A 12676-nucleotide genomic window follows, 5' to 3' on the forward strand; every position below is an offset into this window, starting at 1 on the left:
ACATGACGGAGCCGTGATGGCAGGAAATACAATTGGACAACTCTTTCGCGTAACCACCTTCGGCGAGTCGCACGGCCTGGCGCTGGGCTGCATCGTCGACGGCGTACCGCCAGGCATCCCGCTGACCGAAGCCGATCTGCAGCACGATCTGGATCGCCGTCGTCCCGGCACCTCGCGCTATACCACCCAGCGCCGCGAACCGGACCAGGTTAAGATCCTGTCCGGCGTATTCGAAGGCGTCACCACCGGCACCAGCATTGGTCTGCTGATTGAGAATACCGACCAGCGTTCGCAGGATTACGGTGCGATTAAAGACGTTTTTCGTCCCGGCCACGCGGATTATACCTACGAGCAGAAGTACGGCCTGCGCGATTATCGCGGCGGCGGACGCTCGTCGGCGCGCGAAACCGCGATGCGCGTTGCGGCAGGGGCGATCGCCAAGAAGTTCCTCGCGGAGAAGTTTGGCATCGTCATCCGCGGCTGCCTGACCCAGATGGGCGATATCCCGCTGGCCATTAAAGACTGGGAGCAGGTTGAACAGAACCCGTTCTTCTGTCCCGATCCGGATAAAATCGACGCCCTTGATGAGCTGATGCGCGGCCTGAAAAAAGAAGGTGACTCGATTGGCGCAAAAATCACCGTTGTAGCCGATGGCGTGCCTCCGGGACTCGGTGAGCCGGTATTCGACCGCCTGGATGCCGACATTGCCCACGCGCTGATGAGCATCAATGCGGTGAAAGGCGTTGAGATTGGCGACGGCTTTGAGGTGGTTAAGCTGCGCGGCAGCGAAAACCGCGATGAGATAACCAAAGCCGGTTTCCAGAGCAACCATGCGGGCGGCGTGCTCGGCGGGATCAGCAGCGGTCAGCAGATTGTCGCGCATATTGCGCTGAAGCCGACCTCCAGCATCACCGTTCCGGGACATACCATTAACCGCTTTGGCGAAGAAGTCGAGATGATCACCAAAGGGCGGCACGATCCGTGCGTGGGGATCCGCGCGGTGCCGATCGCGGAAGCGATGCTGGCGATTGTGTTAATGGATCACTTTATGCGTCAACGCGCGCAAAACGGCGACGTGACGACATCAATTCCACGCTGGTAATCGATGAAAAAAACCGTTATCGCTCTGCTGGCGCTCGTGGCCAGCTCTGCCTGCTCTGCGGCAACGCCGTGGCAAAAAATCACTCAGCCGATAGGCGGCAGCGCGCAGTCTATCGGCGCTTTTGCTAACGGCTGTATTGTGGGAGCCCAGGCGCTGCCGCTGAACTCGGTAAACTACCAGGTGATGCGTACCGACCAGCGCCGCTATTTCGGCCACCCCGATCTTGTCCGGTTTATCCAGCGCCTGAGCAATCAGGTGCATAGCCGGGGAATGGGCACGATGCTGATTGGCGATATGGGCATGCCCGCCGGCGGGCGTTTTAACGGCGGCCACGCCAGTCATCAGAGCGGCCTGGACGTGGATATTTTCCTCCAGCTGCCGCAGACGCGCTGGAGCCCGGCGCAGCTGCTGAAGCCGCAGGCGCTGGATCTGGTCTCCGGCGACGGCAAGCGCGTTGTCCCGGCGCGCTGGAGCCCGCAAATTAGCCAGCTGATCAAGCTGGCGGCGGAAGATAGCGAGGTCACGCGCATCTTCGTTAACCCGGCCATCAAACAGCAGCTCTGCCTTGATGCCGGAAGCGATCGCGACTGGCTGCATAAGGTTCGCCCGTGGTTCCAGCACCGCGCGCATATGCACGTCCGCCTGCGCTGCCCTGCCGGAAGCCTGGAGTGCGAAGAGCAGGCGCCGCCGCCTGCCGGCGATGGCTGCGGTGCTGAGCTGCAAAGCTGGTTCGAACCCCCGAAACCCGGATCAACCCCTCCTGTGAAGAAGACGCCGCCTCCGCTGCCGCCTTCCTGCCAGGCGCTACTGGATGAGCACGTTCTTTAATGGATAGTTTTATCGACCTGTTTATGGTTTCGCCTACGGTACTGGTAGTGCTTTTCTTCGTCGCTATCCTCGCCGGGTTTATCGATTCTCTGGCCGGCGGCGGCGGGCTGTTGACCGTTCCGGCGCTGATGGCGGCGGGGCTTCCTCCGGCGCAGGCGCTGGCGACCAACAAGCTGCAGGCCTGCGGCGGCTCGCTCTCCGCGTCGCTCTACTTTATCCGCCGCAAGGTGGTGAACCTCGCCGATCAGAAGCTGAATATTGTGATGACCTTTATCGGCTCCACCGGCGGTGCGCTGCTGGTTCAGCACGTGCAGTCCGATATCCTCAAGCAGATTTTGCCGATCCTGATTATCGGGATTGGCCTCTATTTCCTGCTGATGCCGAAACTAGGCGAGGAGGATCGCCAGCGTCGTTTGTACGGCCTGCCGTTCGCGCTTATTGCCGGCGGCTGCGTGGGGTTCTATGACGGCTTCTTCGGCCCGGGCGCCGGCTCGTTCTACGCCCTGGCTTTTGTGACCCTGGCGGGGTTCAACCTTGCAAAATCAACCGCTCACGCGAAGGTGCTCAACGCGACCTCTAACGTTGGCGGCCTGCTGCTGTTTATTATTGGCGGCAAAGTGATTTGGGCCACCGGATTCGTGATGATGGCGGGGCAGTTTATCGGCGCCCGCGCGGGCTCACGGCTGGTATTGAGCAAAGGGCAATCGCTGATTCGACCGATGATCGTGGTCGTGTCCGCAGTGATGAGTGCGAAACTTCTTTATGACAGCCACGGGGCGGAAATCCTGCAGTGGTTGGGAATGAATTAATGCAACAGCAACACCATTATGAGCAGCTGATCGCTATTTTTGACGGCTGCTTCGCCGACGATTTTAATACCCGTCTGATTAAAGGCGATGACGAACCGATCTATCTTCCGGCTGATGACGACGTACCTTTTAACCGTATCGTCTTTGCCCACGGCTTTTATGCCAGCGGCCTGCACGAAATTTCGCACTGGTGTATTGCCGGGAAAGCGCGTCGTGAACTGGTTGATTTCGGCTACTGGTACTGCCCGGACGGCCGCGATGCGATGACTCAGTGTCAGTTTGAAGATGTCGAAGTGAAGCCCCAGGCGTTTGACTGGCTGTTTTGCGTGGCGGCGGGCTTCCCGTTTAACGTCAGCTGCGACAACCTGGAAGGGGACGTCGAGCCCGATCGCATTGCCTTTCAGCGGCGGGTCCATGCCCAGGTCATGAGCTATCTGGAGCAGGGGATCCCGGAACGTCCGGCACGATTTATTCAGGCATTACAAAAATATTATCAAACGCCGCCACTGACGGCAGAACAATTTCCGTGGCCGGAAGACCTGCACTAAGGCCACGCTTTACACTAGAAGAGGAAAGACAATGCTCGCGGAGTTTGAATCACGCATTCTGGCGCTAATCGACGAAATGGTAGACCACGCCAGCGATGATGAACTGTTTGCCGGCGGCTATCTGCGTGGCCACCTGACGCTGGCGGTAGCCGAGCTGGAAGGCGGAGACGATCACTCGCCGCAGGCGATCAGTGACCGGGTGACTCATAGCCTGGAAAAAGCGATCGGTGCGGGAGAGCTTTCGCCGCCGGACCAGATCCTCGTTCAGGATATGTGGAATAAATTGTATCAGCAGGCAAAACGCTAAACAGCCTGCTCGATAGCCCTGGCCGCGCATTGCGAGGTCGGGGAATAGCCCGGAGAGTGCCGTCCGGGCTACCTCAACGGATTATTTCACTGCTTTTCCCTTCAGCAGTTTCCTCACCCATAGCCGATTGGGATTGAGCGCCGCCAGCGTTTCGCGATCCATTGGCAGCGGTTCACCGCTCATCTGTGCCGCCAAAATTTCCGCCGTTAACGGAGCGGAGCACAGCCCGCGCGATCCCAATGCCCCAAGAAGATAGAGATTGCTATGCACCGGTGCAGAGGGCGCATCCTCCTTCTGCCCGGCAAGCTGAGCGTACCGGGCAAGCGTAGCATCATAGTCGGGCACGTTGCCGACCATCGGTAAGTGGTCGCGGGTGGCGCAGCGCACGCCGCAGCGAGCCTCGTTGGCGCTGGTATCGACCTCCTGGGCCCACTGCGCACCGGGGAAGCAGTCTACCAGGCGCTGACGGTTCTGCCGCTGGTCCTCGGCGCTGAACGCCGTTTCCGTCTGCCCGCGATGATAGCTGGCTCCGATACAGTGCTGCTGGTTACGCGGGTTTTGCGGCGTCAGATAGCCGTCATAGCACAGCACCTGGCGCAGCTGAGAAAGCCCCGGCGTCGTCGGGATATGGCTAACCTGGCCGCCCACCGGATAGGCCGGCAGCTGCGCGGTTTGGCTGAAGGTTGTCAGCTGATGGCCGTTCGCCAGTACCACCACGGCATGCTGCTGGCGCTGGTTCAGCTGCCAGCCGTCGCCCTCGGCGGTGAGTGTCTCCACCTTAAAGCCATAGCGCGTCTGTAGCCCTCGGGTCGCCGCCAGCGCGAGGAGTTCGGCCGTCAGCTGCTGCGGGCAGAGCCAGCCTCCTGCGGGATAGGCGATCCCGCCGCAGCCGGTCTCGACGCCGGTCGTCTGCACCACCGCCTCGGCGCTGACGGCGGCGGCAATTTCCGCCGGCAGATTGAGCTCAAGCATCTGGGCGATTTTTTGCCCGCTTTTCTCATCCCAGGCGAGCTGCGTCACGCCGCACCACTGGTGGTCGAAGGTGACCGGCAGCGCGTCGTAAATCCTGCGCGCGAAGGTAAATGCGGCGGGGAAGAAGCGGGTCAGGGCCGGGTCGTGCTGGCTGAGCAAAGGATACAGCGCTCCCTGACGGTTGCCGGATGCGCCTTTGGCAGGGGCATCGTCGGCGCAATAGAGCGTCACCTGCCAGCCGCGGCGCAGCAGCGCGAGTGACAGCAGGGCGCTGGCAATTCCACCGCCGATAATCGCCACCTCGCGTTTTTCGCTGGCGGTGCGGGCAAACCACGGCGCGCGCGCGGGCAGGTTCAGCTTTCGGCTCATCTCGCCGATCAGCATCTCTCGCTTGCGGCCGAAGCCTTTATGCTTATGCATGGTGAAGCCGGCTTCCTGCAGGCCGCGACGGACAAAACCTGCGGAGGTGAAGGTTGCCAGGGTTCCGCCCGGTTTTGCCAGCCGGGCCATGGCCGCGAAGAGCTCTGGCGTCCACATATCCGGGTTTTTTGCCGGCGCAAACCCGTCGAGAAACCAGGCATCGACCTGCTGATTAAGGGAGTCATCAAGCTCAAGGGTCAGCTCGTTGATATCGCCGAACCACAAATCGAGGGTCACGCGTCCGTCATCAAGCAGCAGCCGGTGGCAGCCGGCAACGGGCAGTGGCCACTGTGCCTGCAGCTGCTCCGCCCACGGCGCCAGCTCCGGCCAGTGCTGGTGGGAGAGGGACAGATCGGCGGCGGTGAGCGGAAATTTTTCAAAACTGATGAAATGTAATCTTTGCAGGGTAGCTTCGGGGTAGTCACGGTGAAAAACGTCGAACGCCTGCCACAGCGTAAGGAAGTTGAGGCCGGTGCCGAATCCGCTCTCCGCCACCACAAACAGCGGCTGGGAATGAACGGGAAAGCGTTCACCGAGGCGGTTGCCGCCGAGAAAAACGTAGCGGGTCTCTTCCAGACCGTTGTCATTGGAAAAGTACACGTCGCCGAAATCTCGGGAAACAGGTGTACCCTCAGCGTTGAATTCCAGGTTGGCAGGTTGTATGGCGTTTTGTTTCACGTAAGTTACTCGAATCTCAAGGCGTAGAACGATCTTAACGATGTGTGCCGGGAGGCGCAAATTTATACACAAAATGGCTGATCGGACTTGTTCGGCGTACAAGTGTACGCTATTGTGCGACTCGAAACTTAAAATAGTGCGACTTACAGAGGTATTGAATGAAACGTGCAGTTATTACTGGCTTGGGCATCGTTTCCAGCATCGGTAACAACCAGCAGGAAGTCCTGGCATCTCTGCGTGAAGGACGTTCAGGGATCACTTTCTCTCAGGAATTTCAAGATTCAGGTATGCGCAGCCACGTATGGGGCAACGTTAAGCTGGATACCACCGGTCTGATCGACCGTAAAGTGGTTCGCTTTATGAACGATGCCTCCATCTACGCCTATCTCTCAATGCAGCAGGCCGTAGAAGACGCAGGATTGAAAGAAGAAGTTTATCAAAATAACCCGCGCGTCGGTCTGATCGCCGGTTCCGGCGGCTCTTCAAAATATCAGGTGTTTGGCGCAGATGCGATGCGTAGCCCGCGCGGCCTGAAGGCCGTTGGCCCGTACGTGGTGACCAAAGCGATGGCCTCTGCCGTTTCTGCCTGCCTGGCCACGCCGTTCAAAATCCACGGCGTTAACTACTCTATCAGCTCCGCCTGTGCGACTTCCGCACACTGTATCGGCAATGCCGTAGAGCAGATTCAGCTGGGCAAACAGGATATCGTTTTTGCCGGCGGCGGCGAAGAGCTGTGCTGGGAAATGGCCTGCGAATTCGACGCAATGGGCGCGCTGTCCACCAAATACAACGAAACCCCGGACAAAGCGTCCCGTACCTATGATGCGAACCGCGACGGTTTCGTTATCGCTGGCGGCGGCGGTATGGTTGTGGTTGAAGAGCTGGAGCACGCTCTGGCTCGTGGCGCACACATCTATGCGGAAATCGTCGGCTACGGCGCAACTTCCGATGGCGCTGACATGGTTGCTCCGTCTGGCGAAGGCGCAGTCCGCTGCATGCACATGGCGATGCAGGGCGTTGACACCCCGATTGATTACCTGAACTCCCACGGTACCTCAACGCCGGTTGGCGACGTGAAAGAGCTGGGCGCAATCCGTGAAGTCTTCGGCGATAACAGCCCGGCAATCTCCGCAACAAAAGCGATGACCGGCCACTCGCTGGGCGCCGCTGGCGTACAGGAAGCTATCTACTCTCTGCTGATGCTGGAACACGGCTTTATCGCCCCAAGCATCAACATCGACGAGATGGACGAGCAGGCCGCAGGCCTGAACATCGTGACTAAGCCGACTGAACGTGCGCTGACCACCGTGATGTCCAACAGCTTCGGTTTTGGTGGCACCAACGCCACCCTGGTAATGCGTAAACACGACGCATAGTCAGTCAGTAATTGAAAAGGGAGCCAACAGGCTCCCTTTTTTGCATTATTGATAGAGCCTGGCGCAGGGAGGCACACTCACCTCGTCTTACTCTGCGAACTGGAGTAAAGCATGTCCGCAGCGACAAAAACAACGCATCCCTCTTCGGCGAATATTTCGCTATTTCGCATTACGTTCTCCGTCTTTCTGACCTACATGACCGTTGGCCTTCCGCTGCCGGTGATCCCCCTTTTCGTGCACCACGAGCTCGGTTTTGGCAACACGATGGTTGGCATCGCCGTCGGAATTCAGTTTCTGGCGACGGTGCTGACGCGGGGCTACGCCGGTCGCCTGGCCGACCAGTACGGGGCGAAACGCTCGGTGCTGCAGGGCATGCTCGCCTGCGCGCTGGCCGGCGCCGCGTGGCTGCTGGCGGCGCTGCTGCCAGTATCGATTGTGGCAAAATTTGCGCTGCTGGTGTTGGGCCGCCTGATCCTTGGCTTTGGCGAAAGCCAGCTGCTAACCGGTAACCTGAGCTGGGGGCTGGGCCTCGTCGGGCCGACGCGCTCGGGGAAAGTCATGTCATGGAACGGAATGGCCATATACGGATCGCTGGCGGCCGGCGCCCCGCTGGGGCTGCTGATCTACACGCAGTACGGCGTTGCCGTGCTGGCCTGCGTCACCATGGCGCTGCCGCTGCTGGCTTTCGCGATTAACGGCACGGTCCGCAGAGTTCCGGCGCACGGTGGCGAACGTCCGTCGCTGTGGAGCGTTGTCGGTATGATCTGGCGTCCAGGGATCGGCCTTGGCCTGCAGGGCGTCGGGTTTGCGGTGATTGGCACCTTCGTCTCGCTCTACTTCGCCAGCAACGGCTGGGCGATGGCCGGCTTTACGTTGACCGCTTTTGGCGGCGCCTTCGTGCTGATGCGCATCCTCTTTGGCTGGATGCCCGATCGCTTCGGCGGGGTGAAGGTGGCGATGGTCTCGCTGCTGATTGAGGCCGCGGGCCTGACGCTGCTGTGGCTGGCGCCGGATGCCTGGACCGCCTTAGCCGGCGCCGCGCTGACCGGCTGCGGCTGCTCGCTTATCTTCCCGTCGCTGGGTGTGGAGGTGGTGAAACGCGTTCCGCCACAGGTACGGGGCACCGCGCTCGGCGGCTATGCGGCGTTTCAGGATATCTCATACGGTATCAGCGGTCCGCTTGCCGGACTGCTGGCGACGTCTCTGGGCTACTCCTCCGTCTTCCTGGCGGCGGCCGTCTGCGCCGCACTGGGTATCGTCGTCACCCTGGTATCACTACGAAAATAGCCTTATGGCTCGGTCCTCGAAGAGTGAGGGCCGCCCGCCTTGCGCGGGCGTTACCGTAAGGGTAACTTTAGCCGTCCGGTGACGGAGTTTCTCTGGCGGCAGGCGCTACGCAACCATAAGCCATATCAGTACCAGCGCGGCCAGTGCCAGCAGGATAAGCCACGGCTTTTTGAGCCGCGCGGAGAGCGGGGTGGCCTCCGTTTGCAGCGAGGGGATCGCCAGGGTTTCCTGGGCGCGCGCTACCCGCAGCACGAAAACTTTGTTTAACAGCGTCAGTATCTGGCTGGAGCTCAGCGTCGACTGCGGCGTCACGTGCCAGCTGTTGCGGGCAAAATCGGCGATCTTCTGCCACTCCTGCGCTTCAAGCGGCTGCTTCAGCGCTGCCTGCAGCGAGTTGAGCGTCGGGCTGGCCTGGGTGCTTAGCGTTTGCCGCGCCTGAAGCCAGTAGGAGAGCGGGGTAAAATGCGTTGCCGGGATCAGCTCGCCGGTTTTCACGCCGCACAGCTCCAGCATCGATTGCCAGATAAGCTTACCGGGCTCGCCGGTTGCGGCGGCAAGACGGGTCACCAGCTGATTCAGCGTGTTGTGCTCCGCCGGCAGCAGCGGGCGCAGCGTAGGCTGACGCTGCTGGGGCGACGGAATCGACAGCCGGCTGTTTTGCAGCAGCTGCAGCACGTTCTCAAGCTGCTGCTGGGTCAGCGCGTGTAGCGTAGTTTGGCCATAATTCTGGCGAATATAATCGCTCACCGCCTGACGATTGTTGCCCTGACTCAGCAGCTCGCCGAGCTGCGCCAGAGTCTGACGGTGGTGATGGTTTTGCTGCGCAACGGTCAGGCGCTGGTTCAGGTGACTTTCGGCGGCGGCAAAATGGCATGCCAGCAGCGGCGCATCGCCTTTCAGTCCCAGATCGTGCTTGATTCCGGCCCACACTTCCGCGTTCTGCTGCGATGTTAGCGCCACCAGGCGGGTGATCAGTCGCTCGAGAACGGTGCGTTGTTGGGTGGTCAGCGAAAGCTCCCCGGCGACGGGCGCACCGGAGGGAGCCGTCCCCGGAGGGCGATCGGACATACCTGAAACGGGTTGTGTCATGATTAATCCTTTCCGTATTACTGTACTGAGGCCCGGTGATGATGTTCCTGGCGGCGAGATTATGGCACACTTCCCCGGTTTACTCTCGTTCTCAGACAGGTACTGAACCGTGAAAATCCTCGTTGATGAAAATATGCCCTATGCCCGTGAGCTTTTTAGCCGTTTGGGCGAGGTGAGGGCGGTCCCCGGCCGCCCAATTCCGGCTGAAGCGCTGACCGATGCCGACGCGCTGATGGTCCGCTCCGTCACTAAAGTCAATGAAGCACTGCTTGCCGGTAAGGCTATTCAGTTCGTCGGTACCGCGACCGCGGGCACCGATCATGTCGATCAGGCGTGGCTCCAGCAGGCGGGGATCGGATTTTCCGCCGCACCGGGCTGCAACGCCATTGCGGTAGTTGAGTATGTTTTCTCGGCGCTGCTGATGCTGGCCGAGCGCGACGGCTTTGCGCTGACCGATCGTACCGTCGGGATCGTAGGGGTGGGCAACGTCGGCGGGCGGCTGCAAAAACGTCTTGAAGCGCTGGGGATTAAAACGCTGCTTTGCGATCCGCCGCGCGCGGATCGCGGTGATGAGGGCGATTTCCGCAGCCTCGACGAGCTGGTTCAGCAGGCCGATGTGCTGACGTTCCACACGCCTTTATATAAAGAAGGGCAGTACAAGACGCTGCACCTCGCGGATGAGGCGCTGATTAGCCGCCTGAAGCCGGGAACGGTGTTAATTAACGCCTGCCGTGGTCCGGTGGTGGATAACGGCGCGCTGCTGAAGTGCCTGCAGGCCGGGCAGCCGCTGAGCGTGGTGCTGGACGTCTGGGAGCCGGAGCCGGATCTTAACCTTGAGCTGCTGGATCGCGTGGATATCGGTACCGCGCATATCGCGGGCTATACCCTTGAAGGGAAAGCGCGCGGGACGACCCAGGTGTTTGAAGCCTACAGCGCGTTTATCGGCCATCCGCAGCAGGTTGCGCTGGACACCCTGCTGCCAGCGCCGGAGTTTGGCCGTATCACTCTCCACGGCGCGCTCGATCAGGCAACCCTGAAAAGGCTGGTCCATTTGGTGTATGATGTGCGCCGCGACGATGCGCCGCTGCGAAAAGTGGCCGGTGCTGCGGGTGAATTTGACAAGCTGCGCAAAAACTACCAGGAACGCCGTGAATGGTCTTCGCTGTACGTACAGTGCAGCGATGAGCAGGCGGCGACGCTGTTGCGGCAGCTCGGCTTTAATGCCCTACATCACCCTGTTCGTTAATATCTTCTTAATAACCCTGTTGGATACTCCTGCAGGGTCGCTTTTTTCTGGAGTAAACCACCATGTCTGAAGGCTGGAATATTGCCATACTGGGCGCAACGGGCGCCGTCGGCGAAGCCCTGCTCGAAACCCTTGCTGAACGTCAGTTCCCGGTGGGTGATATTTACGCCCTGGCGCGTAACGAAAGCGCGGGCGAACATCTGCGCTTCAACGGTAAGTCGGTCATCGTACAGGACGCCGCGGAGTTTGACTGGACCCAGGCCCAGCTGGCCTTTTTCGCCGCCGGCGTCGAAGCTACCGCGGCCTACGTTGATGAGGCGACTAACTCAGGCTGCCTGGTTATCGACCTCAGCGGCCTGTTTGCGCTGGAGCCGGACGTCCCGCTGGTCGTGCCGGACGTCAACCCATTCGTGCTGGCTGATTACCGCAATCGTAACGTTATTGCCGTGGCCAACAGCCTGACCAGCCAACTGCTGGCCGCGCTGAAACCGCTGATTGACGAAGGCGGCCTGTCGCGTATTCAGGTCACCAGCCTGCTCTCCGTTTCCGCCCACGGTAAAAAAGCCGTCAGCGCGCTGGCAGGGCAGAGCGCTAAGCTGCTCAACGGCATGCCGATTGATGAAGATGATTACTTTGGCCGTCAGCTGGCGTTCAATATGCTGCCGCTTCTGCCCGATCGCGAAGGCAGCGTGCTGGAAGAGCGACGTATCGTCGACGAAGTGCGGAAGATCCTGCAGGACGAAGGGCTGATGATCTCCGCAAGCGTGGTCCAGTCGCCGGTATTCTACGGCCATGCGCAGATGGTTAATTTCGAAGCCATGCGTCCGCTGGCCGCAGAAGAGGCGCGCGATGCCTTTGCGCGCGGGGAAGATATCGAGCTGTCCGAAGCGCGTGAGTTCCCGACCCAGGTTGGCGACGCCTCCGGCACCACCCATCTCTCCGTCGGCTGCGTGCGCAACGATTACGGGATGCCGGAGCAGATTCAGTTCTGGTCCGTTGCCGACAACGTCCGTTTCGGCGGCGCGCTGATGGCGGTCAAAACCGCCGAGAGGCTGGTGCAGGAGTATTTTTACTGATGTCTGAGATGGAGCAGCTGCCGGTCTATAAAATCGCGCTGGGCATCGAGTACGACGGCAGTAAATATTACGGCTGGCAGCGGCAGAACGAAGTACGCAGCGTGCAGGAGAAGCTGGAAAAGGCGCTCTCGCAGGTGGCGAATGAACCGATTAACGTCTTCTGCGCGGGCCGCACCGACGCCGGCGTTCACGGCACCGGCCAGGTGGTGCATTTTGAAACGCGCGCGCTGCGTAAAGACGCGGCCTGGACGCTGGGCGTGAATGCGAATCTGCCTGGTGACATTGCCGTGCGTTGGGTGAAACATGTGCCGGACGCGTTCCACGCGCGCTTCAGCGCAACGGCGCGCCGCTACCGTTACGTTATCTATAACCACCGGCTGCGCCCGGGGGTATTAAGCCAGGGGGTGACCCATTATCACCAGCCCCTGGACGCCGAGCGGATGCAGCGCGCGGCGCAGTGCCTGCTGGGCGAGAATGATTTTACCTCGTTCCGTGCGCTGCAGTGCCAGTCGCGTACGCCCTGGCGCAACATGAAGCACATTAGCGTCACGCGTTACGGCGCATATGTGGTGGTCGATATCAAAGCAAACGCCTTTGTACATCATATGGTAAGGAATATTGTCGGCAGCCTGATGGAAGTAGGGGCCGGTAACCAGCCGGAGAGCTGGATTGCAGAACTTCTGGCGGCAAAAGACAGGAAGCTAGCCGCCGCGACGGCCAAAGCCGAGGGATTGTATCTGGTGTCGGTTGATTATCCGGCCCATTTCGATCTGCCGGTGATGCCGATGGGCCCGCTATTTCTGGCGGACTGACGTATACGCCTCATCCTTCAGGCCGCCGTTTTGCCGGCCGCGCTGGTTTTCCCGGACCCGCTTTTTTGCGCGGTCCGGCAGCCGTCGCTCGGCCGCCTGGCTGCGCCGCGAAGGATTTTACGTATT

12 protein-coding genes are annotated in these 12676 nt (G+C 60.4%); 10 read left to right on the forward strand and 2 right to left on the reverse strand.

Going from position 1 to position 12676, the window contains the following annotated elements:
- The first annotated feature begins 16 nt into the window (after positions 1 to 16).
- Genes aroC through RTE01_RS05030 form a run of 5 tightly spaced genes read left to right on the forward strand, consistent with a single transcriptional unit; the run spans position 17 to position 3594 of the window.
- Positions 17 to 1102, forward strand: a complete 1086-nt coding sequence (aroC, locus tag RTE01_RS05010; RefSeq protein ID WP_041146610.1) for a chorismate synthase — start codon at positions 17 to 19, stop codon at positions 1100 to 1102.
- Between the two features lie 3 nt (positions 1103 to 1105).
- The gene (gene mepA, locus RTE01_RS05015; RefSeq protein WP_041146609.1) at positions 1106 to 1930 is read left to right on the forward strand and encodes a penicillin-insensitive murein endopeptidase; all 825 of its coding nucleotides are present in this window, start codon (positions 1106 to 1108) and stop codon (positions 1928 to 1930) included.
- The gene (locus RTE01_RS05020; protein WP_041146608.1) at positions 1930 to 2739 is read left to right on the forward strand and encodes a sulfite exporter TauE/SafE family protein; all 810 of its coding nucleotides are present in this window, start codon (positions 1930 to 1932) and stop codon (positions 2737 to 2739) included. Before mepA ends, RTE01_RS05020 begins: the two co-directional genes overlap by 1 nt.
- Positions 2739 to 3287 (forward strand): elongation factor P hydroxylase, encoded by a 549-nt coding sequence (locus tag RTE01_RS05025; RefSeq protein WP_041146607.1) that lies wholly within the window; start codon positions 2739 to 2741, stop codon positions 3285 to 3287. The genes RTE01_RS05020 and RTE01_RS05025 overlap by 1 nt, the downstream gene beginning before the upstream one ends.
- A gap of 31 nt (positions 3288 to 3318) precedes the next feature.
- Positions 3319 to 3594 (forward strand): YfcL family protein, encoded by a 276-nt coding sequence (locus tag RTE01_RS05030; RefSeq protein ID WP_041146606.1) that lies wholly within the window; start codon positions 3319 to 3321, stop codon positions 3592 to 3594.
- Positions 3595 to 3675: 81 nt separating this feature from the next.
- On the opposite strand, the gene mnmC is transcribed toward RTE01_RS05030, so the two are convergent.
- Positions 3676 to 5664, reverse strand: coding sequence for a bifunctional tRNA (5-methylaminomethyl-2-thiouridine)(34)-methyltransferase MnmD/FAD-dependent 5-carboxymethylaminomethyl-2-thiouridine(34) oxidoreductase MnmC (gene mnmC / locus RTE01_RS05035; RefSeq protein WP_166793748.1), 1989 nt, complete (start codon positions 5662 to 5664; stop codon positions 3676 to 3678).
- Between the two features lie 158 nt (positions 5665 to 5822).
- Between mnmC and fabB the strand changes: the two genes are divergently transcribed.
- Positions 5823 to 7040: a beta-ketoacyl-ACP synthase I gene (gene fabB, locus RTE01_RS05040; RefSeq protein ID WP_041146604.1), complete on the forward strand. Its 1218-nt coding sequence runs from the start codon at positions 5823 to 5825 to the stop codon at positions 7038 to 7040.
- A 111-nt stretch (positions 7041 to 7151) separates the two neighbouring features.
- Positions 7152 to 8327, forward strand: a complete 1176-nt coding sequence (locus RTE01_RS05045; RefSeq protein WP_134527185.1) for an MFS transporter — start codon at positions 7152 to 7154, stop codon at positions 8325 to 8327.
- A 105-nt stretch (positions 8328 to 8432) separates the two neighbouring features.
- Here RTE01_RS05045 and flk read toward each other — a convergent pair whose 3' ends face one another.
- A complete protein-coding gene (gene flk, locus RTE01_RS05050) occupies positions 8433 to 9416 on the reverse strand; it encodes a flagella biosynthesis regulator Flk (RefSeq protein WP_115192171.1) in 984 nt (327 codons plus the stop codon).
- A 109-nt stretch (positions 9417 to 9525) separates the two neighbouring features.
- On the opposite strand from flk, the gene pdxB reads away from it, so the two are divergent.
- The 3 genes from pdxB to truA all read left to right on the forward strand — a co-directional run bounded on the left by pdxB (position 9526) and on the right by truA (position 12550).
- Positions 9526 to 10662 (forward strand): 4-phosphoerythronate dehydrogenase PdxB, encoded by a 1137-nt coding sequence (pdxB, locus tag RTE01_RS05055; protein ID WP_041146601.1) that lies wholly within the window; start codon positions 9526 to 9528, stop codon positions 10660 to 10662.
- Between the two features lie 62 nt (positions 10663 to 10724).
- Positions 10725 to 11738, forward strand: coding sequence for an aspartate-semialdehyde dehydrogenase (locus RTE01_RS05060; protein WP_115192172.1), 1014 nt, complete (start codon positions 10725 to 10727; stop codon positions 11736 to 11738).
- Entirely contained in the window at positions 11738 to 12550 is an 813-nt protein-coding gene (truA, locus tag RTE01_RS05065) for a tRNA pseudouridine(38-40) synthase TruA (protein ID WP_041146599.1), read from the forward strand. Before RTE01_RS05060 ends, truA begins: the two co-directional genes overlap by 1 nt.
- Positions 12551 to 12676: the final 126 nt, after the last annotated feature.

The sequence above is a fragment of the Klebsiella terrigena genome, from assembly GCF_006539725.1.
GTDB lineage: Bacteria > Pseudomonadota > Gammaproteobacteria > Enterobacterales > Enterobacteriaceae > Klebsiella > Klebsiella terrigena.

Bases quoted from the DNA above. Each gene is read 5' to 3' on its own strand.
- aroC (WP_041146610.1), top strand. From the start codon at position 17: ATGGCAGGAAATACAATTGGACAACTCTTTCGCGTAACCACCTTCGGC.
- RTE01_RS05045 (WP_134527185.1), top strand. From the start codon at position 7,152: ATGTCCGCAGCGACAAAAACAACGCATCCCTCTTCGGCGAATATTTCG.
- flk (WP_115192171.1), bottom strand. From the start codon at position 9,416: ATGACACAACCCGTTTCAGGTATGTCCGATCGCCCTCCGGGGACGGCT.
- RTE01_RS05025 (WP_041146607.1), top strand. From the start codon at position 2,739: ATGCAACAGCAACACCATTATGAGCAGCTGATCGCTATTTTTGACGGC.
- RTE01_RS05030 (WP_041146606.1), top strand. From the start codon at position 3,319: ATGCTCGCGGAGTTTGAATCACGCATTCTGGCGCTAATCGACGAAATG.
- RTE01_RS05020 (WP_041146608.1), top strand. From the start codon at position 1,930: ATGGATAGTTTTATCGACCTGTTTATGGTTTCGCCTACGGTACTGGTA.
- truA (WP_041146599.1), top strand. From the start codon at position 11,738: ATGTCTGAGATGGAGCAGCTGCCGGTCTATAAAATCGCGCTGGGCATC.
- fabB (WP_041146604.1), top strand. From the start codon at position 5,823: ATGAAACGTGCAGTTATTACTGGCTTGGGCATCGTTTCCAGCATCGGT.
- RTE01_RS05060 (WP_115192172.1), top strand. From the start codon at position 10,725: ATGTCTGAAGGCTGGAATATTGCCATACTGGGCGCAACGGGCGCCGTC.
- mepA (WP_041146609.1), top strand. From the start codon at position 1,106: ATGAAAAAAACCGTTATCGCTCTGCTGGCGCTCGTGGCCAGCTCTGCC.